Annotated in this window: 21 protein-coding genes; 16 read left to right on the top strand and 5 right to left on the bottom strand. The window is 32.7% G+C overall.

What is annotated here, in order from left to right:
- Positions 1-50 precede the first annotated feature (50 nt).
- From Q0975_RS19370 to Q0975_RS19340, 7 genes are all read left to right on the top strand, one after another.
- Entirely contained in the window at positions 51-605 is a 555-nt protein-coding gene (locus Q0975_RS19370) for a hypothetical protein (RefSeq protein ID WP_299439701.1), read from the top strand.
- A gap of 61 nt (positions 606-666) precedes the next feature.
- Positions 667-3396, top strand: coding sequence for a CHAT domain-containing tetratricopeptide repeat protein (locus Q0975_RS19365; protein WP_299439699.1), 2730 nt, complete (start codon positions 667-669; stop codon positions 3394-3396).
- 110 nt (positions 3397-3506) lie between these two features.
- Positions 3507-3968: a hypothetical protein gene (locus Q0975_RS19360; protein ID WP_299439697.1), complete on the top strand. Its 462-nt coding sequence runs from the start codon at positions 3507-3509 to the stop codon at positions 3966-3968.
- Positions 3969-3973: 5 nt separating this feature from the next.
- Complete coding sequence (locus Q0975_RS19355) at positions 3974-6748, top strand: CHAT domain-containing tetratricopeptide repeat protein (RefSeq protein WP_299439695.1); 2775 nt, start codon at positions 3974-3976, stop codon at positions 6746-6748.
- Between the two features lie 246 nt (positions 6749-6994).
- Positions 6995-7180 (top strand): hypothetical protein, encoded by a 186-nt coding sequence (locus Q0975_RS19350; protein ID WP_299439693.1) that lies wholly within the window; start codon positions 6995-6997, stop codon positions 7178-7180.
- Between the two features lie 198 nt (positions 7181-7378).
- Complete coding sequence (locus Q0975_RS19345; RefSeq protein ID WP_299439691.1) at positions 7379-8584, top strand: hypothetical protein; 1206 nt, start codon at positions 7379-7381, stop codon at positions 8582-8584.
- 277 nt (positions 8585-8861) lie between these two features.
- Positions 8862-9092, top strand: a complete 231-nt coding sequence (locus Q0975_RS19340) for a hypothetical protein (protein WP_299439689.1) — start codon at positions 8862-8864, stop codon at positions 9090-9092.
- An 83-nt stretch (positions 9093-9175) separates the two neighbouring features.
- Here the strand turns inward: Q0975_RS19340 and Q0975_RS19335 are convergent, their stop codons facing one another.
- Positions 9176-11383 carry an ATP-dependent DNA helicase RecQ gene (locus tag Q0975_RS19335; RefSeq protein ID WP_299439687.1) on the bottom strand — a complete coding sequence of 736 codons (2208 nt, stop codon included), beginning with the start codon at positions 11381-11383 and terminating at the stop codon, positions 9176-9178.
- A 230-nt stretch (positions 11384-11613) separates the two neighbouring features.
- On the opposite strand from Q0975_RS19335, the gene Q0975_RS19330 reads away from it, so the two are divergent.
- The 4 genes from Q0975_RS19330 to lptB all read left to right on the top strand — a co-directional run bounded on the left by Q0975_RS19330 (position 11614) and on the right by lptB (position 14666).
- On the top strand, positions 11614-12579 hold the full coding sequence (locus tag Q0975_RS19330) for a KpsF/GutQ family sugar-phosphate isomerase (RefSeq protein WP_299439685.1): 966 nt from the start codon (positions 11614-11616) through the stop codon (positions 12577-12579).
- Entirely contained in the window at positions 12579-13412 is an 834-nt protein-coding gene (gene tatC, locus Q0975_RS19325) for a twin-arginine translocase subunit TatC (RefSeq protein WP_299439683.1), read from the top strand. Before Q0975_RS19330 ends, tatC begins: the two co-directional genes overlap by 1 nt.
- Positions 13409-13759, top strand: a complete 351-nt coding sequence (locus Q0975_RS19320; RefSeq protein ID WP_299439682.1) for a carboxymuconolactone decarboxylase family protein — start codon at positions 13409-13411, stop codon at positions 13757-13759. Before tatC ends, Q0975_RS19320 begins: the two co-directional genes overlap by 4 nt.
- A 166-nt stretch (positions 13760-13925) precedes the next feature.
- The gene (gene lptB, locus Q0975_RS19315; protein WP_299439680.1) at positions 13926-14666 is read left to right on the top strand and encodes an LPS export ABC transporter ATP-binding protein; all 741 of its coding nucleotides are present in this window, start codon (positions 13926-13928) and stop codon (positions 14664-14666) included.
- Here the strand turns inward: lptB and Q0975_RS19310 are convergent, their stop codons facing one another.
- The 4 genes from Q0975_RS19310 to Q0975_RS19295 form a co-directional block, all read right to left on the bottom strand.
- Complete coding sequence (locus tag Q0975_RS19310) at positions 14667-15512, bottom strand: CapA family protein (RefSeq protein WP_299439678.1); 846 nt, start codon at positions 15510-15512, stop codon at positions 14667-14669. It lies immediately after the preceding gene.
- 93 nt (positions 15513-15605) lie between these two features.
- Positions 15606-18059, bottom strand: a complete 2454-nt coding sequence (locus tag Q0975_RS19305; protein WP_299439676.1) for a DUF3160 domain-containing protein — start codon at positions 18057-18059, stop codon at positions 15606-15608.
- A 25-nt stretch (positions 18060-18084) separates the two neighbouring features.
- Positions 18085-18657 carry a hypothetical protein gene (locus Q0975_RS19300; protein ID WP_299439675.1) on the bottom strand — a complete coding sequence of 191 codons (573 nt, stop codon included), beginning with the start codon at positions 18655-18657 and terminating at the stop codon, positions 18085-18087.
- Positions 18658-18665: 8 nt separating this feature from the next.
- Positions 18666-19421: a CDP-alcohol phosphatidyltransferase family protein gene (locus tag Q0975_RS19295; protein WP_299439674.1), complete on the bottom strand. Its 756-nt coding sequence runs from the start codon at positions 19419-19421 to the stop codon at positions 18666-18668.
- Between the two features lie 127 nt (positions 19422-19548).
- Here Q0975_RS19295 and Q0975_RS19290 point away from each other — a divergent pair, with 127 nt between their 5' ends.
- From Q0975_RS19290 to Q0975_RS19270, 5 genes are all read left to right on the top strand, one after another.
- On the top strand, positions 19549-20637 hold the full coding sequence (locus Q0975_RS19290) for a PorV/PorQ family protein (RefSeq protein WP_299439673.1): 1089 nt from the start codon (positions 19549-19551) through the stop codon (positions 20635-20637).
- A gap of 91 nt (positions 20638-20728) precedes the next feature.
- A complete protein-coding gene (gene lnt / locus Q0975_RS19285; protein WP_299439672.1) occupies positions 20729-22318 on the top strand; it encodes an apolipoprotein N-acyltransferase in 1590 nt (529 codons plus the stop codon).
- 62 nt (positions 22319-22380) lie between these two features.
- The gene (locus Q0975_RS19280) at positions 22381-24246 is read left to right on the top strand and encodes an ABC-F family ATP-binding cassette domain-containing protein (protein WP_299439671.1); all 1866 of its coding nucleotides are present in this window, start codon (positions 22381-22383) and stop codon (positions 24244-24246) included.
- Between the two features lie 22 nt (positions 24247-24268).
- Complete coding sequence (locus tag Q0975_RS19275; protein ID WP_299439670.1) at positions 24269-24841, top strand: hypothetical protein; 573 nt, start codon at positions 24269-24271, stop codon at positions 24839-24841.
- A gap of 66 nt (positions 24842-24907) precedes the next feature.
- Positions 24908-25594 (top strand): ABC transporter ATP-binding protein, encoded by a 687-nt coding sequence (locus Q0975_RS19270; RefSeq protein ID WP_299439669.1) that lies wholly within the window; start codon positions 24908-24910, stop codon positions 25592-25594.
- The last annotated feature ends 52 nt before the right edge of the window (positions 25595-25646 follow it).

Below are 25646 nucleotides of genomic sequence, written 5' to 3'. Positions count from 1 at the left end.
TAGGTTAGGGGAACATACTAATAAATAATAAAACAAAAAAAGATTTAAGAATGAAAAAAATCACGTTACTAGTAGTAACTGCAGTTTTTGTAATTGGAATGCAAAGCTGCTCAACAGAAGAAGATGTATTCAGCGAAGAAAATGTGCTTATAGAAAGTGCTATTAAAGAAAAAAACGGTATTCCTGAAAATACTATTCATTTTAGCTCCAAAAGCTTCAGTAAAATTCCAGGTCCAGGAGAAGCAATTTACAGAAGAGTATTTGTACGCTTTCCAGAAGGGGCTCCTTATCATTCTCGATTGCATCTAGCAACGGTAGTAGGCCCAACAGTTTTTGATGACTTTTATGTGATATTAGACAACGGATGTGACTATGTGGATGAATGGTTCATAAGATGCTACACTTGCGGTGATTACCCTCAAGGTCAATCTGGCACAGTAGATGCTGAAAATATTGATAAAACTGAGGTATCGGATGATGAATTTGGGCAAGAAGGAAGTAATCCTAACGTTTATTGGAATTGTTCAGAAGTTCCACCTAGAAGTGGTTTAAATATACTAAGAGAAGACGGAGACATATTAATATTACAGGACAATCCAAATTAAAACCTTCACAACAATTATATTTATGCGTCTAACTATTAATATTAATTATATAACGCAAAAAATGAGGAAGCCATACAAAAGGTTTCCTCATTTTTTTGTTTTTACACTATTTTGTTGCACCGTTTGTAGAGGGCAACAAATATCTGGTACGTTAGATTCTATACATAATCTTAATGAAAATGACTACAGTAATATTCACCTATATGATTCTCTGTTTGATCATTACAAAATAGTAAAGAACTATACTCAGTTAGGATCCGATGCACATCAATTAGCAAAGTGGTTATCTAGAGAACAAAAGCTAGATAAAACGATAGAAGTTCTTAAAACTGGTATCCAAGCCCGAAAAAAAGCAAATCCTTTTAATCCCGAATTACTAAAAAGAAGCTACCTTAATTTAGGGAACTATTACAACGTAAAAAAAGATTACTATGGTGCTATACAGGCATACAAAAAAATGCTTAATGTAAAAGAAAACATAACCTTTAATGGTGTGTCTTACACTCGACTTGGTGATCTTTATCATAAACTAGAAGATCCGCATAAAGCTGTAAATTATTTTTCTAAAGCTTTTGAATTCTATGATATAGAAAAAGACAAATCTAGAATTATTAAAAACCACATAGAGATTTCTTTGGCTTATAGCAGTCAAAAAACAGCCCAAAGCAACGATAAAGCATTAGAACATGTACTAATTGCTGATTCTTTAATTAAAACACAAACCAAACCATCACTAAAATACTTATTTGAAATAAACCTTGACCTTGGGGTATTGTACAGTAATGATTTTCTTAATGACCATAAAAAAGCACTCTTCTACTATAAAAAAACGTTAGGTTATGCAAAAAGCATAAATAAAAATTCACATATTGGGGCTTGTTATATTAATATTGGGATTGCTAATTTGAAACTTAACAATTTTAAAGAATCCGAAGAAAGCTTTTTTACTTCATTAAAATTTACAGAAAATATTAAACACTTACGAGCAGCTTCCTATTTAGGTCTAGCTTTTTTAGAATCAAAAAAAGAAAATTATACCATAGCTCAAGAATACTATCAAAAATCGCTGTCCGACATTTTAAACCATAGTGATACAGATACATTATGGATCCCAAAAGCTAAAGACTTACAACTATCTAATGAAAAAGAAGATATTTTAGAGTTATTCTATTTTAGAATCGCAGATTATCTAAAACAAGTAGCTCTTGATAAAAATCCTGAAATCTATGAATCCATATTAAGTACCGTAAAATTGGGAGATTCTTTAATAAATTATATAACCATCGAGAATTTTTCTTACGGAAAGAAATTATTAGGAAGAGATGCCGAGTCCGTATTCAATATTATGGGTTTAGAGGCTTGTTATCAAACAAATAACCTGAGAGATGCTTTTTATCTAATGGAAAAAAGTAAAGCTGTTTTATTAATGCACGATATTAATGATAGAATTACATCTCTACCAACAAATCTATTATCTACCAAGATAAACTATGAAGATACTATAGAGAAGCTCCAAAACGAAATACTCATCGCAACAAATGCTGAAAAAGATTCTTTATCAAGTCTTATTAAAAAAAGAAAAGAAAATTTTACTCATTTTAAAGATTCGGTCAGCACAGAATTTCCTCAATATTTTTCTACTAAAAAGATTCCTGAAATCTTAAAATTATCAGAGATAAAAGTGCCTAAAAATAAAATTATTATCCAATATATGATGGCGGAACGAAATATTGGTGAGTTACCTCATGCCTATGTTATGGTGTTAACCGATAATAAACAAGAACTCTTTAAAATAGAAAATATCAAAGAGCTGCTAGCTGATATTACTGAGCTTAGAGAATTGCTCGATCAGCCTTTTAAAACATCCAGCAACATTACAGCGTATAGAGAAACGGCAAACAAAATTTTCAAAGCCTTATTCCCAAAAGAGATTAGAGCATCACTAAAGGGTAAAAAAATTACTATCATTCCTGATCATGTGTTAGGTATGATTCCTTTTGAGGCATTAATAACCGATATTGATAAAAATAGGTATCTGATAGAAGACAATGAGATTAATTATGCATTCTCACTTACGTTTCAAGAAAAAAATGCTTCGATAGTAAGAAAAGCTGATCAGGATTTTCTGGGGATTGCTCCCGTCAATTTCACTAATCAATTAACACCATTAAAAAATAGCACAAAAGAGATCACATACGCAAATGATTTGTACGATGGAACTTTGCTATTAGATCAGGAAGCCACTAAAGAAAATTTTATCAAAGAGATAAAGAACTATAAAATACTGCACCTAGCAACGCATGCAGACGCTTCTGATTCGATAGCACCTTGGATTGCTTTTCGTAATTCTAAATTAACAGATCTAGAGCTAAACTCCCTACAGAGCCAAGCGGAATTAGTAGTTTTAAGTGCTTGTAATACCTCCTTAGGTGAAATTAGCAGAGGTGAAGGGATATTGAGTCTTGCTCGTGGATTTTTTAAATCTGGAGCACATACCGTGATTCCATCCTTATGGAGTACTAATGATAAAGCTACGGCTACGATTACTTCTGATTTTTATAAAAATCTTAGTGAAGGACAAACTAAATCAACAGCTTTACGAGCTGCAAAACTTAATTACCTGAACAATAATAGCGATGCAGAAGCGTCTCCGCATTACTGGGCTTCACTAGTACTGATTGGGGATAGTGGAACATTGTTACCGCAAGCTAACAACCTATTATTTTTATGGATTGGATTAGGTGTTCTGATACTTTTAATTGGATTCTTTTTATTTAAAAAAGTAAGATGAGTTGTGTAGGAAAAAAATACAAGTTTATTTTTTTTTTACTTTCGCGTGGTAACATTTATTAGGTTAGGGAAACATACTAATAAATAATGAAAACAAAAAACATTTTAAAAATGAAAAAAATCGCGTTACTATTAGTAGCGGCAGTTTTTGTAATTGGAATGCAAAGCTGCTCAACAGAAGAAAATGTACTTGAAGAAGAAGTACAACAAACCCAAGAAGAAAACCTCTCTAAGTTTAATTTCACCCCACATTGTAATTTTTTTGTACGTTATCCAGTAGATTGGACTCAGCAAGACAGAGATGATTTTCATACTTGGGCAAGAGAGAACATGTTTAGTTCAATCTTAGTACTTTTTGAAGATGGTTGTTATGAGGTAGATGAATGGAGAGTGCCTTGTAATGAATTATACGGGATCATTATTAAAAATGATAAAGAAAATAATGCTACTGATGCTGTAGCGGAAATGGATGATGATGATGATGATGGTTTTCCTACTATAAAATATTCACTGATAGCCAAAAATGGTTATTATGAAACTTGCGCAGATGTTCCTTTACACGGTCAACTCTAAGGAATATGAATAAAATGTATTATTTTAACAAAGTAAGAAAGGGAATGTATTTCCCTTTCTTGTTTTATGTACTTTACTTTTCATTAAACCTACACCTTTACGGACAGAAAATGTCTCCGGTATTAGATTCAATTCTAATAAGTTCAGAAAATGATACTATCAAAAAACGACTATACACGCAGCTTTTTGACAACTATAAAAATAAAAACGACTATACTCAATTAGGTACAGATGCCCATGAATTAGCAAAATGGCATTACAAAAAAAAGAATAAAAAAAGTACCCTCTTCTATGCTCAGCTTGCCATTGATGCCAAAAAGAAAGCCATCCCTTTTGACAAAGAACTCTTAAAAAACAGCTATATTAACCTAGGATACATCTTTTATAAATATGAAAATTATCAAGATGCTACCAAGGCCTTTAAAAAAGCAGTTCCCTTCAAAAAAAAGTCCCTAAATATAAGAGCCTATAATTATTTAGCTAACAGCTATCACAAACTACAAGATCCTTATAATGCTGTCGAAAACCGTTTAAAGGTGTTTCAGTATTTAGACCCATTAAAAGATCAACAAAAAATAATAAAAAACCATATTAAATTGGCCTTTTCATATAGAAGTATGGGCCAAATGAAAACTGGGAAACAAGTTGTACGACACTTACTCTTAGCAGATTCAATTATAAAAAGAATTCAAAACTCTGATAAAAAAGACAAATACTTGATTAAATTGAATATAGGTGTTGAGTATCACGAAAACGGTGACATTGACTATATCAAAAATGGTGAAACTAAAAACCTTATAACAGCCATATCATATTATAAAGAAGCAGTTCAAATAGCCAAAGAGATAAAAAGTGATTACTACCTATGCTCTTCTTACTATAATTTAGGTTTAGCATATATCGAGTTGGATATGGTAATTGCCAAAGAATATTTTGATAAATCATTAGCATTGGTAGAAAATAGACCTGAATTATTAAAATCCATCTATTTTGGCTATGGAAAGCTTGCCTATAAAGAAAGTAAATATGATAAAGCTATAAACTTATATCAGGAATCTATTGCAGGTTTTTTTAATGAACAAAAACCCAACATTGGTTGGCAGCCAACCAAAGAACAACTCACTAGGGTAGAAAAAAAGTCATTACTTCTAAGGATTTTAAAAACAAAAATTAAAACCCATTTGGATCAAGGAATTGATATTAATAATCAGAAATCATATCTACAAGCATTAAAAACCTTAGAAACTGCTGATAAATTAATTGAAATAATGCTGACATCAGATGCTTCTTACAAAACAAAACTTCGATGGCGGGATCTTGCTTCAGAAGTTTATATCATAGGCTTAGAAGCTTGTTATCAGGGCAACCTATTAGACAAAGCTTTTTATCTAATGGAAAAAAACAAGGCATTGCTACTCATGCAAGATCTTAATAGAAGTAAAGATGAGCTACCAACAACTATTTTAGAAAAAGAATTGGCATTTAAAAGCAAGATCGCCTCTCTTGGAGAACAAAAACAAGGGCTTTCTGATCAAAAACAAGATTCTTTATCGATATTGATTTTTGACAAAAAGGAAGAACTTCAGCGTTTTCACGATTCTATTGCAGAGTTTTATCCAGAGTACTTTTTGTCTAAGGAAATTCCGGATGTATTATCGCTATCGCAAATCAAAGCTAAAAAAGACGAAGTAGTTATTCAATATACTATGGCAGAAAGGATCGGATATACGACTCCTTATGGATATGGAATGCTATTATCTGACCAGGAAAATAAGATCTTTAAGCTGGAAAATATTGATACACTTTTAAATAACATAAAAACATTAAGAGAACAACTTCATAAACCTTTTACTACTAAAGAAGATATCAATGCATATAAAATGATCTCAAATTCTTTATACAAATCTTTATTCCCTAAAGAGATTAGAGCATCACTAAAAGACAAAAAAATTACTATTATTCCGGATCATATGTTGGGTATGATTCCTTTTGAGGCATTAATAACCGATATTGATAAAAATAGATATCTAATAGAAGACAATGAAATTAATTATGCGTTCTCACTTACGTTTCAAGAAAAAAATGCTTCGATAGTAAGAAAAGCTGATCAGGATTTTCTGGGGATTGCTCCCGTCAATTTCACTAATCAATTAACACCATTAAAAAATAGCACAAAAGAGATCACATACGCAAATGATTTGTACGATGGAACTTTGCTATTAGATAAGGAAGCCACTAAAGAAAATTTTATCAAAGAGATAAAGAACTATAAAATACTGCACCTAGCAACGCATGCAGACGCTTCTGATTCGATAGCACCTTGGATTGCTTTTCGTAATTCTAAATTGACGGACCTAGAGCTAAACTCCCTACAGAGCCAAGCGGAATTAGTAGTTTTAAGTGCCTGTAATACTTCTCTAGGAAAAATTAGCCGAGGCGAAGGTGTATTAAGTCTTGCTCGTGGCTTTTTTAAATCCGGAGCCAATACTGTGATTCCATCGTTGTGGAGCACCAATGATAAAGCAACTGCCACGATTACTTCTGATTTTTATAAAAACCTTAGTGAAGGACAAACTAAATCAGCAGCGTTACGAGCCGCAAAACTTACGTACTTAAACAATAATACCGATGCAGAAGCTTCTCCGCATTATTGGGCGTCGCTGGTATTAATTGGTGATAGTGGGACATTGTTGCCAACATCAGACTATACTATTTTTATACTCATAGGTATTGCTCTGTTGCTTATAATATTGCTTAGTATGTTTATATATAGGAAATAATAATATTTTTTTACATCAAATAATTATAACGTAGGTTGACAATTATCAAAAAAACAATCTGTTCTTTTCTATTCTCTTACTAAACACCCATCAACAACTAACTGAATTTCAAATAATTGAAATTAATTTCAAAAAAAAACCATTTTCGCATAGTAACATATCTATACTTCGAAGAACATTCTAATAGACACATACCTTGAGTGTCTTTTAAATGTTCAAGGAAACAAAACAATTAATATATATATTATGTTAAAAAACATTTTAAATGTAAACGGGGTTCAAGAGTTAAACAAAAAAGAACAAAAAACAGTTAATGGAGGTACATTTCACACAAACTGTGATGATATTCAAGGATGCATGTATGGAGGTAGTTTAGTGTTTATTGGTGGACGACCAAGACTAATGTGCTGTGCAGGATCTCCTGATAATTAAAATATTCAAGAGCAATTAATATGTAGCTCTGAAAAATAGGGGAATAATTAAAAAGAGATTGCTGTTGTTAGCAATCTCTTTGTTTATCTTTAAAACTCAATTCTACAGGTTTCAAAAAAAATTATTTTCATATCAAATGATCTGATTTTTAACAAAAAAGCTATATTTACTGCTTCACAAACTCAGATCATCTAATTCATGAAATCATTATTTTGTTTTATAGTGGGTATATTTTTTATGTCTACTATTAGCGCACAGAGCATCTATGAAGCTGGATACTTTATTGATAATAACGGAAAACGAAAAGAATGCTTAATCAAAAAACTTTCCTGGAAAAGTAATCCCACAGAATTCGAATGGAAACGAACCATATCTTCTAGCCCTAAGACTGAAAACATCGAAGACATTAAAGAGTTTGCAGTAGGTGAAGATTATAGATTTAAAAGGTATATCTTACAATTTGATCTAAATGGAGATACTGTAGGTAAATCCACTAAATCAAAAGATCCAAATCTTAAATACAAAAAAATATTTCTTAGAACGATCCTAAAAAGTAAAACAACTTTATACCAATACTCAGAAAATAACGTGCATCGTTTTTTCTACACAGACCAAAACACAGCATATCCAGAGTTATTAATATATAAGGTATTCTACACTCCTGATGAAAGCAAAAAACCAGGAAAAAAGATCATTCCGCAAGAAAATAACACCTATCAAGAACAGCTACAAGAAAAAATAAACTGCGAAAATCAGAATGTATCCAGATTGACGTATACACAAGGGGATCTGAAAAGATATTTCAAAAAATATAATGAGTGTAAAGGGAATAAGATCGAATACATCATCCGTAAAAAGATTAACCAAACTAGAATTGGTATTGTTGCTGCAATGGACCTAAGTGGTTTTACCCACAACTCTATAGCAGGAAGTGCTGGTAATGTAAGTTATGACGATGTTTTTGTTCCTAGATATGGGCTATTTATTGAAACCTTTATACCATTTTCTAAAGTGGATTTAAGTTTCTTTTTAGAATCTACTTACAAAGCTTTTACAATGGATGGCCGGGATCTAGCTATTTCGAACAGTGAATTCGAGTTGGATTATAAAAGTATCAATGTAGCTGTTGGGCCTAGATTTCATATTTACCTGAGTTCAAAATTCGAGTTATTCCTGGAAGGAGGACTTACGGTAGATTTTAATATTGGTACAGAATCAAATGTTTTTGCAGATAATGAAATAGAAAATACCACAACCAATTATTTCTATGGTGGTGGTTTTGGATCTGGTCGTTTTAAAGTTGGTTATAGACAATATACCAATAAAAACATATCCAAAAGTACAGCAATACCAGATTCCGAATTAACTAGCTCCAGTTTATATATTTCAATGAATATATTCTAATTCAAAACAACAATACAATCATATAGCAAGAAGGCTTTGAAAATATTTTCAAAGCCTTCTTTTTTGTTCATTCTAACTATGAGACATGTTTACAATAACTATTTCATTGACAAATTCAATACAGTATAACCCAAAAAACAATAGCTGAATTCCCCTTTTTTTTAACATAAGTTTAAGAAACAATTCTCCTCTATGAAACATTAACCTTTACAATAGACATAAACCTTGAGTGTCTATAAACAATTCAAGAATATACAAATCATTAATTCAACAAATCATGTTAAAAAACCTTTTAAATCTAAACGGGATTGAAAAATTAAACAAAGAGAATCAAAAAGCTATTAATGGTGGTGGATTTTCACTACAATGTCGATACGTCTGTCACGGAACTACGGCTAGACAGCCTTCTGGAGCAAGTCAATATTGTTTATTAAACTTCCCTTATCAGATCCATAACGCCTCCCAATGTACCGATGGAGGTGATGATGGACCTGTTGATTGGGCATAATCCTTAATCTTTAAAATCAATCATAAGACAAAGGCTTTGACAGATGTCAAAGCCTTTTATAATCTTTATAATTACTATTCAAATTAGTTCGCTACATCACTAATAAATTTGATACGATACAGTCTCAATTCTTCGTCATCATAATCTCCATCAAATTCTTCAATAGCAGTGTCTATTTTGTCATTTTCAGCTTCAATAAAATATTCATGGATTTCCTCTTGTTGATCTTCATCCAATATTTCATCTATCCAATATGTAATATTCAATTTGGTACCACTATATACAATAGCCTCCATTTCTTTAATAAACTCAGGCATATCCATTCCTTTGGCCGCAGCAATATCGTCTAGTGGTAATTTTCTATCCACATTCTGAATGATATATAATTTAAGACCACTATTGGCTCCTGTACTTTTTACAACAAAATCGTCAGGACGCATGATATCATTTTCATCTACATATTTAGCGATAAAAGTTGCAAATTCTTTTCCATATTTTTTAGCCTTTCCCTCTCCTACTCCATGAACATTGCCAAGTTCTTCTACGGTAATAGGATATTTTAATGCCATATCCTCTAAAGACGGATCCTGAAATACTACAAATGGAGGAACTCCTAACTTCTTTGCTACACTTTTTCGTAAATCTTTTAGCATTCCTACCAATCGATCATCGGTTCCTCCTGCTTTGCCTCCTGCTTTGGCAGCAGTAATGATAGAATCATCTTTAGTTTCATCATATACATGATCTTCTGTCATCATAAAACTAATAGGTTCCTCTATAAATTCTCTTCCTTTAGGAGTAATTCTGATAACACCATAGGTTTCTATATCTTTTTTAAGATATCCAGAAACTAATACTTGTCGTATTAATGCCATCCAATATTTATCTTCTCTGGATTTTCCTGTTCCAAAAAAAGGTTGCTCGTGAGTTCTATGAGAAATAATCAATGCATTACTCTTACCAACTAACGTACTTACTAAATCTTTAGACTTATAGATTTCTCCAGTTTTACTTACAACTTTCAGTAAAAGTTGCACTTCATCTTTTGCTTCGTGTTTTTTCTTTGGATTACGAATATTATCATCCATATCGGCACCATCTCCCGTAACATCATCAAACTCTTCACCAAAATAATGCAATATAAATTTACGTCTGGAAATTGAAGTTTCTGCAAAAGCCACAACTTCTTGTAAAAGTGCATGACCTATTTCCTGCTCTGCAACAGGTTTACCACTCATAAATTTTTCTAGCTTCTCAATATCCTTGTACGCATAATACGCTAAACAATGACCTTCTCCTCCATCTCTACCGGCGCGACCTGTTTCCTGATAGTAACTTTCTATACTTTTAGGAATATCGTGATGAATTACAAACCGTACATCCGGTTTATCGATTCCCATTCCAAAAGCAATTGTTGCTACCACTACATCCGCATCTTCCATTAAGAACATATCCTGATGTTTAGCCCTGGTTTTAGCATCCAGACCTGCGTGATATGGAACTGCTTTAACGCCATTAACCTCTAAGGTTTGCGCAAGCTCTTCCACTCTTTTTCTACTCAAGCAATATACAATACCACTTTTACCGCTATTTTGTTTTACAAAACGGATAATGTCCGCATCCACATTTTTTGTTTTAGGACGTATTTCATAGTATAAATTAGGGCGATTAAACGATGCCTTAAATGTTTGGGCATTGCTCATTGCTAAATTCTTAAGAATATCTTCTTGTACTTTTGGAGTAGCCGTAGCTGTAAGTCCAATAATCGGGATGTTCTCTCCGATTCTCTTTATAATACTCTTTAGATTTCTGTATTCTGGTCTAAAATCGTGTCCCCATTCGCTTATACAATGCGCTTCATCCACAGCCAGAAAAGAAATTTTTTGTTCTTTAAGAAAATCTACATATTCTTCTTTGGTAAGAGATTCCGGTGCTACATACAATAACTTAGTCACACCACTAACAATATCTTCTTTTACTCTCTTAACCTCAGATTTATTAAGGGAAGAATTTAACACATGTGCTATTCCTTCTTCAGAAGAAATACTTCGAATAGCATCTACTTGATTTTTCATTAGTGCGATTAACGGAGAAACTACAATAGCTGTTCCTTCGCACATTAAGGCAGGAAGTTGGTAGCAAAGGGATTTTCCACCACCCGTTGGCATAATAACAAAAGTATTCTCTTTATTCAAAATACTTTCTATTACCTTCTCCTGCAATCCTCTAAATTGACTAAAACCAAAGTACTTTTTTAAAGCTCCTTGTAAGTCGGTTTTGTTCAAACTCATTAAATCGTTTAACTTTTATATACCAATTAAATTAAAATAGCTATCACTTAAACCTTTTTCCCCAATTAAAGATCTAGTGGATTGTTCTTTTTAAAAAAGTTACCAAAGATAAACAAACTAAAAATAGCAAGCTTTTTTTCGGCACTATTTAAAATTCATAAGGTATTACATACCTTTGCATAATTAAAGATAATAAAATCTTTATTTATAACACGCAAATTTTATAAATTTTGAACACCCTTGATACTATTATTTCTTTTGCCCAAAAAACTATTCATGAAGAAGCCAAAGCTATTGCACATTTGGAACAGCTTATAGACCAAGAGTTTGCTGAAGCTGTTCATGCCATACATAATTCTAACGGTCGAGTTATTATTACAGGGATCGGTAAAAGTGCTATTATTGCTTCAAAAATAGTAGCTACTATGAATTCTACTGGTACACCTGCTGTCTTTATGCACGCTGCGGATGCTATTCATGGAGATTTGGGTAATATTCTCAAAGATGATGTGGTTATTTGTATTTCTAAAAGTGGAAATACTCCCGAAATCAAAGTACTTGTTCCCTTAATTAAAAACTTTAACAATACTTTAATTGGGATCACTTCTAATAAAGATTCTTTTCTGGGGAAAGAAGCTGACTATGTTTTAAATGCTTACGTAGAAAAAGAAGCTTGTCCTAATAATCTAGCTCCTACAACTAGTACAACAGCACAATTGGTAATTGGTGATGCTGTAGCAGTTTGCTTATTAAATCTGAAAGGTTTTTCTAGCACAGATTTTGCCAAATATCATCCAGGAGGAGCCTTAGGAAAGAAGCTATATCTTCGTGTAAACGATATTGTATCAAAAAACGAAAAACCAGAAGTAAGTCCTGATTCTAATATCAATGATGTGATCGTAGAAATGACAGAAAAAAGATTAGGTGCTACCGCGGTAACCGAACACAATAAAATTATCGGAATTATTACAGATGGAGATTTACGAAGAATGCTAACCACTAACACCTCTTTTAACGGGTTAACTGCTAAAGACATTATGTCTCCTAGTCCTAAACGCATCGATGTAGAAGCTATGGCTGTAGATGCTTTAGACAGACTAGAAGAATATGGTATCTCCCAATTATTAGCTGAAAAGAAAGGTGACTATGCAGGGCTTTTACATATTCATGATCTAATGAGAGAAGGTATTTTATAATGAGTGATAAAACAACAAATGATCCGCAATCCATGTCTTTTCTGGATCACCTCGAAGAATTACGTTGGCATTTAATACGCATGTCTTTAGCTATTATTCTAATTGCTATTGTTGCCTTTGTTTTTATAAAAAGTATTTTTACGGATATCATTTTTGCACTTAGAGATCCTAATTTTATATCATATGAGATTTTATGTAAAATTTCTCGGACCTTTGGTATGGAAAAAGGATGTCTGGAGGAAATGCCTTTTAATTTTATTAGCACCGAAATGGCCGGGCAATTTAGTGCTGCCATATGGACATCTATCACTACTGGTTTCGTGGTTGCATTTCCTTATATATTGCATGAATTTTGGAAATTTATTTCACCTGCCCTTTATGAAAATGAACGAAAGCATTCCAGAGGATTTATTATAGTATCCTCTCTTCTATTCTTTATCGGTACGCTTTTCGGGTATTTCGTAATTGCACCATTATCGGTAAATTTCTTAGCCACTTTCTCTATAGCAGAAGTCGTGGATAATCAATTCAAAATTGGATCCTATATTTCACTGGTGCGTGCCTCTGTCATTGCTTCAGGATTTATTTTTGAATTACCAATTATTATATATTTTCTAAGTAAAGTAGGATTGGTGACTCCAGAATTTTTAAGACGTAACCGTAAGTACGCTCTGGTTATTGTTCTTATCCTAGCTGCAGTAATTACACCACCGGATATTTCGACTCAGATAATTGTTGCAATTCCAATACTTATATTATATGAGGTGAGTATTTTTATCTCTAAAATGGTTATCAAAAGACAAAATAAAAAAATATTAAAATCTACAAAATGAGTAGTATAGTAGACGAATTTAATGAATATAGAGAGAAAATGAACTCTCGTATTTTAGAAGACAATAACAAAATCATCAAAAGAATCTTCAATTTAGATACCAATGCCTTTATGAAAGGTGCTTTGGATGTGAAAACAAAAGAATTATTAGGTCTTGTGGCTTCAGCTGTTATGAGATGCGATGATTGTGTGCGGTATCATTTAGAAACTTGTCATAAAGAAGGTTTGACAAAAGAAGAAGTAGTAGAAACTTTAAGCATTGCTACCTTGATTGGCGGTACTATCGTGATACCTCATCTACGTCGTGCCTATGAGTTTTGGGATGCATTAGAAGCAAAAGAATCTTAAATTCTGATTTAAAAGAATAATGTACATTTACCACTTCGTTTTAGCAACACCTAATTTAGAAACAAGTCATGTTAATATGACACTAAGCAATTGCTAAAAAGTCAGTTTTAATGATACATTTTTAGTGGTAAATTTCATTTCCATTAAAAATAATAAATATCGGCAGATGAAATTAAAAGCAGAAAATCTAATAAAGTCATACAAAGGAAGGAAAGTAGTGAAAGGGATTTCTCTGGAAGTAAACCAAGGAGAAATCGTAGGGCTTTTAGGTCCTAATGGAGCTGGTAAGACAACTTCCTTTTATATGATTGTTGGTTTAGTTAAGCCTAATGGTGGAAAGATTTCGCTAGATAGTACTGACATCACTAAATTCCCGATGTACAAACGTGCTCAGAATGGAATAGGCTACTTAGCGCAAGAAGCTTCTGTTTTTAGAAAATTAAGTATTGAAGATAACATATTAAGTGTGTTGCAATTGACGAAACTTTCTAAAAAAGAACAACTGCATAAAATGGAATCACTTATAGAAGAATTTGGTTTAGGACACATCAGAAAAAATCGTGGTGACTTATTAAGTGGTGGTGAACGACGCCGAACAGAAATTGCCAGAGCATTGGCTACCGATCCTAATTTTATTCTTCTTGATGAACCTTTTGCAGGAGTTGATCCCGTGGCAGTAGAAGATATCCAGCGAATAGTTGCGCAACTTAAAAATAAAAATATTGGTATCCTTATAACAGATCATAATGTACAAGAGACATTAGCGATCACCGACAGAACTTATCTTATGTTCGAAGGAAGTATTCTTAAAGCAGGAATGCCTGAAGAGTTAGCTGAAGATGAAATGGTACGTAAAGTATATCTGGGTCAGAATTTTGAATTGAGAAAAAAGAAGTTAGATTTTTAATTATTTCCTTATTTTAGGAACACAATTTTCAATATCTATCTCTATCTGTGTAGATACTATCTTTTCTTTATATATTTTTAAACTTACAAGTAGTCCTTTTGAATTTATAGGTTTTTTTTGATCAAAAATAAAATTCCCAATACTATAGTAAATTGGTTTTTCCTTATACAACTCAACAGTTTGGACAGTATGTGGATGATGACCAACAATAACATCAGCTCCAGCATCTATTAGCTGATACGCTTGCTGTTTTTGCAAAATCATTGGTTTCAAAGTATGTTCAACTCCCCAGTGTAGCTGAACAATTACAGCAGCATTTGCATCCTTATCTTTAATTTCTTTAATTCTTTCAGAAATAGCTTCAAAAGACTCTTCACAGACACATGGTTGGTTTTCTAAAAATGTCCAGTTCTCCGATGGAACTTGCAAAGATGACAAAAGATACACCTTTCTTGGATATGTAGCTAAAAGCGAAGATTTACACGCTTCTTTTGCATTCATTCCGAACCCTAATGGAGTCATATTATATTTCAGGATTTGTGTGCGCGTATCAACAAGTCCTTTTCTTCCTTGATCCATCGAATGATTATTCGCCAAATTAAGATGGGTAATCCCGTGCCCTTCCAATCTTTCTAGCCATTCTGGTTCTGCTCTGAAGATAAACTTCTTATGAATAGGTTCTTTTATTTTTGTTGCCGGGCATTCTAAATTAGCAACAACAATATCATTTGATAAGAAAATAGCGTCTATGGATTCATGGAATAAATCATCCATTCCCTTATGTTTAATCTTTTCTCGTACTCCTCTATCCAAAAGTAAATCACCTGTGAAAATAATACGAGTCATATCGTTTTCATTACATGCTGAAAATGATGTCAATAATAAAATACCTACGCACAAGCATTTTACACTTCGAAATATCCATCGATTACGTCTCATTTAACAGCCAGAGCTATAGAAAATCTTCTCATTAGACTTAGGCACATCAATAGGCACTATAATTTCTTTCATCCAATCAAGTAAAGGTGGTGCTTGATTTTTATCTATCATTTCTTGCCACTCTTCATCCGTTAATCTATTCCCCATAGGTAGATGAAACTCGTGATATCCGAACACGGCTCCTTTAGTGAGGTATAAATAGCCTTCTATTTCTACTAAAACATAAATATCATTAACATTTCCTGTAGCCACATGCAAAATACCTTTATCTGGATTATTTCCTCCATTGGCTGTATAAATATCAGCAACTACTGCCACAGATTTATCTGGTCCTTGTACATTTTTCCAATCATCAAGATATTGATCTTTCTCTTTCACAAGATCTAATGTTAACCATTCGAAGGTACTACCAATAAGTTCTATTTGTCCATATTCATTATCAGAAAGTTTTTTGCCTGCAAGTTCTTTCTCACTAGCAGAAAGGAGAAACATTGCATTTTCTTTAAGGCTATTCGTGATCCTTGATATATCCGAATTTATAAGCTTATTTCTCTCCAGAACACTTTCGGTTAAATTTATTAATTCTATAACTGATTTCCAGTATCCTATATTAGGCTCTACATATCCTACAGTATAAGGGCTTGGCGGACCTCCATCACCACATTCTGCTGCCATAGGTTGTTCCGCATATAATATGGCATCATGTTTTAACTCTGCCCAAGAAGCCAGAGAAGCATTCAAGTCTTTTTTATCCCATTGTGAAGTTTGCATGAAATAAGGGTACTCTTCTCTTGATTTTTGAAGATTTAGCAAGCTTTCAATCCATTTATTATACAGTGTTGCATTCCAATTTATATCAGACATATTATCTTTCATTTCCGAAAGCAATTCAGGATACTTCTCCCAGTTTTCTCCTTCTTTTAATTCTCCTAATAATAAATTCTCTGCTGACTTACTACCAAAAGCCGCCATTACATCCAATCCTTTTGGATATGCTCGCTTCGAAACTTCGCTTTTTAGGTCTACTAATTCCTGTAGCACCTCATTATCTGACAAATATCGTTGGGGAATAAAGTTAATTTTATCTACACAACTTCCAGCTTCTTTAGCTTTGATCTTATTTTGTATATCCGCTATTTTTTTTACAATTCCTCTAAAATCTTCTAACGAATCTTCTTTTGACAAAAGGTTTTCAAGTAAAAAATCCTGACTCTCTAATATTTTTACCAAATCTAAAAAAGAGACGTTGTCTGGCTGACCTATAATAAAATTAATAGGCTCCATAATAGCATTATATTTTTTTAATGTTTCTTCATCCTTCTTTAAAACAGCAGCACTTAAAATTGCGCGTTTTAATTGTGCATCGTTGTCCAGGCAAAAAGGAGCCGTTTGCAACCACATCATAGCTTTAAAATAACGCTTCAATGATTCAGTCCTTGTATAATGTCCTCTAGGTTTAAACAAACTATACGGAAATGCAACTTGTCTGTATTCTAAAAATTCAGAATTAACATCCTCTGCATTTTCAATTGCCGAGAGTTCATCTTCATAATATTTCTCATAGCCAGCCGGGACCGTAACCTTTTCTGAAGTCAAAATAGAATATGCAATTGCATAATAAGTTTCATTAAACTTTGCTATCTCTAGTGCAGACATTTCGGTTCCTGTTGTACTAATATCATTCATACCTTTCATCATTGATTTACATATTTCGGAAAGTAATGGAATGAATTTATCTTCTTCAACTGTTCTTAGTATATATCCAAAATACATATGAAACAATTGCATATACATATCAGTAGTTACAAAATTCGGAAACTGCTGATAGTCGTTTTGCTCATATACATGAAATAATTGAATATTAGTATTAGGAACAATCGCAAATCCATTGTTACCAAGCATACTCATAAGTTGCTTATCAGCTGATTCTAATTGAAATAGATTAACAATATTATCTAGATTTGGGCCTTTATGATCTGTAGTACTTAAAAAATTCTTCTTCTTTAATTCTTCTTCTCTTTTTTTAAGCTTATCAATAAATTTTATTTCTTCTGGGGTATATGATATAGGTACAATATTTGTCCCTTCTTCATCATCATTCCAATACTTTTCTTCCATACGATCATCATACCAACTAGTTGTTCCAAAAACCCCTCTTAAATCGGCTTTCATAAAACAATACCCTTTCTTAGCTGCATAACTATTACGCAAAATTCTAATATCAGAAAGTTTCAATTGAGAAATATCCATTGACATATCAATATTCTGATTCAATTGTTCGACATCTAGAATACCATTAACAAAAGGATTAATCGCATTAGGATCTACTTCAATTGTCTTTTCTTCTTGTACAATTTTAATTGTGTCGGTGGGCTTTTCTACTATTTTCGGTTCTTTCTTATCGCCACATCCCAATAGCGTAAGTGATAAAGAAAATATGATGATTTTTTTCATAAGAAATTGATTCTAATATTCTAATTTATTTTTTATTAATAGCTAACATATTAATTGCAGTAATACTATCCATTTCTCTTCCCAGATATCTCACAAACTCTAATCCGAATCTACGCCATCTATATTCTGCCACTAGAAAAGCACCCCGTTTCTCTCGTTCTACACTTCTGATGATTGGTTCTTCTCTATTATAAAAATTAAAATCTACTAAGGGTTGTCCTAAAGCAGATCCTAACCACAAAGGCCGAACATAACCTTTATAATTCTTAAAAATAAAAAGACGTTTTCTAATTACGGAATCAAATCGTGTTTTTTTAATTACACCAACGAGTGCATCTTTTTTTCCATTATTATCAATATCTCCAACATGAAATTGATATACAGGATAAGGTAGCTCCCAAATGTCTATTAGACTATCTGTCTTAATTGTAAGATTATATAAAGAATCATTTCGTTTCTCTAAAGAAAAACCTCCTTTACTAATATTTTCTATATGTTTCTTTTTACTACAACCTGTACATAAAAACAGCACCAATAATAAACAAAGTTTAAATTGATTTTTATGGCAATTATAGAAAAACATCAATTCACGAAGCATTGAATCTACTATTTTGATTTCTCTCTAAAAAGTATCGACAGGAGAACATACAATAATAATATACAAGGTATTGCTAAAAACTTAAGCACTACTAATAACACAACTGCAAGCAGCAAGAAAATGTATCTCATTTTATTTTCAGCGAATCCCCAAGTCTTAAACTTAAGGGCAAATAATGGAATTTCAGCATTTAATAAATAACAACTTATCAGCGTTAAACCAATAAGGAACCATGGATTTAAAATAATATCAGAAATCCAATTATCTGTTTGGTACGTTAATATTAATGGTAAGCACAAAATCAATAATGCATTTGCTGGTGTTGGTAAGCCTATAAAAGATGTTGTTTGGCGTGTATCAATATTAAACTTGGCCAGACGATATGCAGAAGCCAAGGTTATTAATAAGCCTATTAATGGTAAAAAATGAGTGTATCCTATTAAAAAATCTTCATCATATACATTATGTGTAAAAATACTATCCATTGTAATCCCATAAGATTTCGCTAACAACTGACACATCACGAGTCCAGGCACTAATCCACTAGTCACCATATCCGCCAGCGAATCTAATTGCAAACCCAATTCACTCTGCACATTCAAGATTCTGGCAGCAAAACCATCAAAAAAATCAAATCCAATACCAAGTGCCACAAAAAGTGCTGACATACCTAAAGCTCCTTGTACAGCAAAAATTGCAGCAATGCATCCACATAATAGATTCAAAAGGGTAATAATATTGGGAATTTGCTTTTTAAGCTGCATATGGTTCGATTTTTGTGTAAAAATAACAAACTATTTCCGTCTATTAACATAGGTAACACAATATGAAATCATAAATAAAGTTTATCATGTTGAAAAATAGTAAGATATTTGTCAAAAATTGCTAGGATTGAAAAGAATTATAATTGCTTTATTTTTTTTGGTTGTATCGGTTGCTCCGGCACAAACTAGAAAATACTCTAATGAATTTCTAAACATTGGTGTAGATGCCGGTGCTTTAGGTATGGCTAATGCTGTGGTTGCGTCTTCTGGAGATGTCAATTCGGGATACTGGAATCCTGCAGGATTAATTCACCTGGAAGATAATCAGGTGTCTTTTATGCACGCTGCCTATTTTGCTAATATTGCTAATTATGATTATCTAGCTTTTGCAATGCCCTTGGATGAAAAAAGTGCAATCGCGCTCTCTTTAATTCGTTTCGGAGTTGATGACATCTTGGATACTACAAGTTTAGTAGATGCAGATGGAAATATTGACTATACCCGAATTAACCTATTCTCTGCAGCTGATTATGCATTTACATTTTCATACTCCAGAAAATTACCTATAGAAGGATTAAGCTATGGAGCGAATGCCAAAGTAATTCGTAGAGTTATTGGTGATTTTGCTTCATCTTGGGGATTTGGTTTTGATGCAGCATTACAATACCAAAAAAACAACTGGCAATTCGGAATTATGGTTCGAGATATCACTACTACCTTTAATGCTTGGAGCATAGAAGATTTTGTAATTGGTGATCTTAATGGTGATGGAATACCAGATGAAGATCAGATACCACAAATTAGAGATCAAGAATTACCAGAAACTACAGAAATAACTATTCCAAAACTACAATTTGGTGCTGCGAGAAAATTTGATCTAGGCAAAAAATTTGGTTTAAATACCGAATTGGATATGAATGTTCGTTTTGCAGAGACTAATGATATCATTTCTTCTTCTGCTATTAGTATCACACCTGCCTTTGGTTTTGAATTGGACTACGCTAAAATCGTTTACTTGCGCGGTGGTGTGGGTAATTTTCAAAATATTGAACAGTTTGATGGTTCCGATAATGTAGGTTTTCAACCTAACTTTGGTGTCGGTTTTAAATATAAAGGAATACAGGTGGATTATGCTTTGACTGATATTGGAGATCAAAGTGCCGCGATCTACTCCAACGTATTTTCTTTAAAGGTAGACTGGAGTATCTTTAGATAAATACCAACAATAATTACATTTTTTTACTTTGAGTTTTTAAGTTTTGTAACGAAATAAGTTTAATTTCGTTATTAAGACAGAGCACTCTTATATGAAGAATATACTCCTTGCCATTTTATCAGGTTTATTACTCGCTATCGGTTGGCCAACCTATGGTTTTCCTATATTTCTATTTTTTGGTTTTGTTCCATTATTAATTATGGAATATAGAATACGTCATAATAAATATCACAAAAGTCAACTATTTGGATTGGCTTTTATTGCTCTTTTTATTTGGAATATGATCACCACCTGGTGGATCTACAACTCCACTCCTTTTGGAATGTGGTTTGCCGAAATAGTAAATAGCTTATTAATGGCATTGGTATTTCTTATGTATCATATAATAGCTAGAAGAACTTCGTTTACTATTGGATCTATTTTTCTGGTAAGCATATGGATGAGTTTTGAATACTTACACCTACAATGGCAATTCTCTTGGCCTTGGCTTAATCTAGGTAATGGATTTGCCAATTTCACTTCCTGGATACAGTGGTATGAGTACACAGGAACCTTTGGAGGAACCTTATGGATCTGGATTGTGAATATTGGAATCTATAAAAGTGTTTTGCTCTTTATAGAGCACAAAGACAAATCAATTTTATATAGATCAGCGATAAAAAATGGATTGATTATTATCGTTCCAATTTTAATTTCTTTTATTATCCTGAAAACTTATAAGGAAGATGGGCAGGATGTCGAAGTTGTTATTTTACAACCTAATATAAATCCCTATACAGAAAAGTATAACACTACAGATGATCGCGTAGGAGAATTATTGAGTTCGCTTACAGCATCAAAGATTAGTGAGAAAACAAATTTTATTATTGCTCCTGAAACGGTTTTTGCGGACAATAATAGATTGAAAAACTTTCAGAATTCTATCGCTAAAAAAACGGCTGCTGATATAATCAATGGATATCCTAAAGCTAATTTCCTTTCTGGTATTTCACTCCTTGATGTCTTTAAAGATCCTTCTAAAGTTCACCCACAAACTAACAAACATAAAAGTGGTGTCTATTATGATGATTATAACTCTGCCTTTCTGGTAAGACCAGATGGAACTAACGAGCTTTATCACAAAAGTAAATTGGTAGTTGGTGTAGAAAACTTTCCTTATCAAAGTGTTTTTAAACCCATTGTTGGTGATGCTATGATAGATTTAGGCGGCACGGTTGCTAAGAAAACAACGCAATCCGATCGTGAGGTATTCTTTACAAAAGAAGGAATTGGTGCAGGACCCATTATATGTTATGAAAGTGTATATGGTGAATTTGTATCAGGTTATGTAAGAAATAATGCCGATTTTCTTGCCATTATTACCAATGATGCTTGGTGGGGAGTCACACAAGGACACAAACAACATTTGGCTTATGCAAAATTTAGAGCTATAGAAACTCGAAGAAGTATTGCAAGAAGTGCTAATACTGGGATTTCTGCTATTATAAATCAAACCGGAAATATAGTTTCTTCTCTCCCATATAATGAGCAAGGAGCGCTAAAAGGAACTCTTAAAACCAATGACAAAATAACTTTTTATGTCCAAGCTGGGGACTACCTAGCAAGAGTAGCTATTTTCCTAATGATCTCTATTTTTCTGTTTTCTGTTACCCGACGAAGAAAGAAAATATCAATACCATAAAGCTCAATTGAATATTTGTGCTTAATTTGCAAGATTTCGAATCATAAACCACCAATTACCACGTGAATTACGTATCAGTAGAAAATATAGCCAAATCCTTTGGAGAGCGTGTGCTATTCAAGAATATTTCTTTTGGAATAAATGAAGGACAAAAAGTAGGTTTTGTTGCAAAAAACGGAACAGGAAAAACCTCTTTACTTAATATTATTGCCGGCGATGAAGAACCTGATGATGGCCAAGTGGTATACAGGAAAAATCTTAAAGTAGCGTTCCTGCCTCAAGAACCAAATCTAGATCCCAGCCTAACTATAGAACAAACTATTTTTGCGGCAGATAACGAAATTTTACGGGTAATTAAAACCTACGAGAAAGCGTTAGAAAATCCAGATGATGCAGAAGCATACCAAAAAGCATTTGAACAAATGGATGCCTTAAGCGCTTGGGATTTTGAGACACAATACAAACAAATCCTTTTTAAGCTAAAACTTGAAAATCTTGATCAAAAAGTAAGTCAACTTTCTGGAGGGCAGAAAAAAAGGTTAGCATTAGCTAATATCTTATTAAGCAAACCAGAACTACTCTACCTCGATGAACCTACCAACCATTTGGACCTAGAAATGATCGAATGGCTAGAAGAGTATTTTGCCAAAGAGAATTTCACGCTTTTTATGGTTACTCACGATCGTTATTTTTTAGAAAATGTATGTAATGAGATTGTAGAGTTAGAAAACGGAAAACTATACAATTACAAAGGTAATTATGGATATTATCTTCAGAATAAAGAAACTAGAATTGCTAATGAAGAAATAGAAATTGGCAAGGCAAAACAACTCTACAAAAAAGAGCTAGATTGGATGCGACGACAACCTAAAGCTCGTACTACAAAATCTAAATCTAGAATTGACGATTTTTATGAAATAAAAGAACGCGCTCACCAGAGAAGAAATGATCATGAGGTACAGTTGGAAATCAATATGGAACGTCTGGGAAGTAAGATTTTAGAAATTCATAAAGTTTCCAAAAGTTTTGAAGACCTTACCTTATTAGATAAATATGAGTATGTTTTTAGAAAAGGAGAACGAGTAGGTATTATCGGTAAGAATGGAACCGGAAAATCAACATTCTTAAATATGATTACTGGAGCTATCCAACCTGATCAAGGAAAAATAGTAGTAGGTGATACTGTAAAATTTGGATATTACACACAACGTGGTATTAACATTAAAGAAGGACAAAAGGTCATTGATGTGATCAGAGAGTTCGGTGATTACATTCCATTAAAAAAAGGCAGACAGATTTCTGCACAACAATTATTAGAGCGCTTTTTGTTTGATCGCAAAAAACAATATGATTTTGTAGAAAAACTAAGTGGTGGAGAGCGTAAACGATTATATCTATGTACGGTTCTTATACAAAATCCTAATTTTCTAATTCTGGATGAACCCACTAATGATTTAGATATCGTTACCTTAAATGTCTTGGAAAACTTTTTATTAGATTTTCCTGGTTGTCTAATGGTAGTATCTCACGACCGTTATTTTATGGATAAGATTGTGGATCATTTGTTTGTATTCAGAGGAAATGCGGTAATAGAGGATTTCCCTGGGAATTATTCTGATTATCGAATTTATGAAAATAGTAGAACTCCTGAGAAAACAAAAACTGTAGAATCAGAACCTAAAACAAAAACTGACTGGAAAAAAGATAATAAAATAGCATTATCCTATAATGAACAGAAAGAATTTAGTCGAATAGAACGTGATCTAAAAAAACTAGAAATCCAGAAAAAAGAAATCGAAGCCCTTTTTACTAATGGTACATTAGAAGGAGATAAGATTAATGAAGAATCCGCGAAACTAAAAAAGATCATTGAAGATATAGAAGAAAAGGAAATGCGTTGGCTGGAACTTTCTGAAAAAATGGAATAACCAATATCTATGTATCAGTCTGATGTTATTTCAAATTAAATCATATCTACATTTTTTATGGAAATCCACCAATCAACATGGTGTACATTCTCCTTTTGTATATAACTTGATTACAAAATGTTTTTACAATAGAAAAAAACGAGCATCTTACGCATCGATTATCCCTATTTATAAAAAAAACACTCCTGAAATTAGTTTGAAGAATGCCAAGCTTCTTAATCGATTGGTACCTTATCTCAAATACAGAACCATATTAATCCCTGAAAATGCTTCGGGTTTCATATCACAAGTTGTTTCGATTAACAATGCTGTTTCTGTATCCTATGCTATAGAAGATCAGGATTCATTTGATTTTATCTATTTAGATATTAAGAAAATTAAAAATAATTCTGATTTTTTAGACACCATATTCTCTAAGGTTCATAACGATTCATTGCTGCTTCTAAACTCTATAAATAAGTCTAAAGAAAGTCAGTCTTTTTGGGAGCAAATACAGAATCACCCTAAAACTAAAGTAACCATTAATACATTTGATTTTGGGTTTGTTTTTTTTAGAAAAGAGCAAGAAAAAGAACATTTTATAATTAGAGTGTAACAACTTCATTGATCATGCGTCATATAAGCTAAAATTGTATCTTACAGCTGTAATATAACACATCACATGGAAAACGTTATCGATATTAAAGGTATCATTAGAAATTTTCAATTAGGTCAGGAAACAGTTTATGTACTTAAAAGTATTGATCTGGAAATAAAACGAGGTGAGTACCTAGCTATTATGGGGCCATCTGGATCCGGTAAATCCACTTTAATGAATCTTTTAGGATGTTTAGACACACCAACAGATGGCACCTATAATCTAAACGGAAATGATGTAAGTAAAATGACTGATGACGAATTGGCTGATATTAGGAATAAAGAAATTGGATTCGTTTTTCAAACATTTAACTTATTGCCAAGAACTACAGCTTTGGATAATGTTGCATTACCTATGGTGTATGCCGGGATTTCTAAAAAAGACAGAAATGCAAGAGCTGAACAAGTGTTAACCGATGTAGGTCTTGCGGATCGTATGGATCATAAACCTAATCAGCTTTCTGGTGGACAAAGACAACGTGTGGCAGTAGGTCGCGCCTTGGTCAATAAACCTTCTATTATATTAGCAGATGAACCAACCGGAAATCTGGATTCTAAGACTTCTCTGGAGATTATGCAGTTACTCGATGATATACACGCTGCAGGAAATACAGTGATTGTGGTTACTCATGAAGAAGAAGTTGCAGAACATGCACATAGAGTAATCAGATTACGAGATGGTATGATTGAGAGCGATAAGAGAAATCGATAGCTTATCTTTTAGAACAATCCATAAATCAAACATACTATTATTGAATAGAAAA

Origin of the sequence: uncultured Aquimarina sp. (assembly GCF_947500065.1) — a bacterium.
GTDB lineage: Bacteria > Bacteroidota > Bacteroidia > Flavobacteriales > Flavobacteriaceae > Aquimarina.
Note: the sequence above shows the minus strand (reverse complement) of the source record. Positions and strands in the feature narration are given on the sequence as shown.

Bases quoted from the DNA above. Each gene is read 5' to 3' on its own strand.
- Q0975_RS19370 (WP_299439701.1), top strand. From the start codon at position 51: ATGAAAAAAATCACGTTACTAGTAGTAACTGCAGTTTTTGTAATTGGA.
- Q0975_RS19365 (WP_299439699.1), top strand. From the start codon at position 667: ATGAGGAAGCCATACAAAAGGTTTCCTCATTTTTTTGTTTTTACACTA.
- Q0975_RS19360 (WP_299439697.1), top strand. From the start codon at position 3,507: ATGAAAAAAATCGCGTTACTATTAGTAGCGGCAGTTTTTGTAATTGGA.
- Q0975_RS19355 (WP_299439695.1), top strand. From the start codon at position 3,974: ATGAATAAAATGTATTATTTTAACAAAGTAAGAAAGGGAATGTATTTC.
- Q0975_RS19350 (WP_299439693.1), top strand. From the start codon at position 6,995: ATGTTAAAAAACATTTTAAATGTAAACGGGGTTCAAGAGTTAAACAAA.
- Q0975_RS19345 (WP_299439691.1), top strand. From the start codon at position 7,379: ATGAAATCATTATTTTGTTTTATAGTGGGTATATTTTTTATGTCTACT.
- Q0975_RS19340 (WP_299439689.1), top strand. From the start codon at position 8,862: ATGTTAAAAAACCTTTTAAATCTAAACGGGATTGAAAAATTAAACAAA.
- Q0975_RS19335 (WP_299439687.1), bottom strand. From the start codon at position 11,383: ATGAGTTTGAACAAAACCGACTTACAAGGAGCTTTAAAAAAGTACTTT.
- tatC (WP_299439683.1), top strand. From the start codon at position 12,579: ATGAGTGATAAAACAACAAATGATCCGCAATCCATGTCTTTTCTGGAT.
- Q0975_RS19320 (WP_299439682.1), top strand. From the start codon at position 13,409: ATGAGTAGTATAGTAGACGAATTTAATGAATATAGAGAGAAAATGAAC.
- lptB (WP_299439680.1), top strand. From the start codon at position 13,926: ATGAAATTAAAAGCAGAAAATCTAATAAAGTCATACAAAGGAAGGAAA.
- Q0975_RS19310 (WP_299439678.1), bottom strand. From the start codon at position 15,512: ATGACTCGTATTATTTTCACAGGTGATTTACTTTTGGATAGAGGAGTA.
- Q0975_RS19305 (WP_299439676.1), bottom strand. From the start codon at position 18,059: ATGAAAAAAATCATCATATTTTCTTTATCACTTACGCTATTGGGATGT.
- Q0975_RS19300 (WP_299439675.1), bottom strand. From the start codon at position 18,657: ATGCTTCGTGAATTGATGTTTTTCTATAATTGCCATAAAAATCAATTT.
- Q0975_RS19295 (WP_299439674.1), bottom strand. From the start codon at position 19,421: ATGCAGCTTAAAAAGCAAATTCCCAATATTATTACCCTTTTGAATCTA.
- lnt (WP_299439672.1), top strand. From the start codon at position 20,729: ATGAAGAATATACTCCTTGCCATTTTATCAGGTTTATTACTCGCTATC.
- Q0975_RS19275 (WP_299439670.1), top strand. From the start codon at position 24,269: ATGTTATTTCAAATTAAATCATATCTACATTTTTTATGGAAATCCACC.
- Q0975_RS19270 (WP_299439669.1), top strand. From the start codon at position 24,908: ATGGAAAACGTTATCGATATTAAAGGTATCATTAGAAATTTTCAATTA.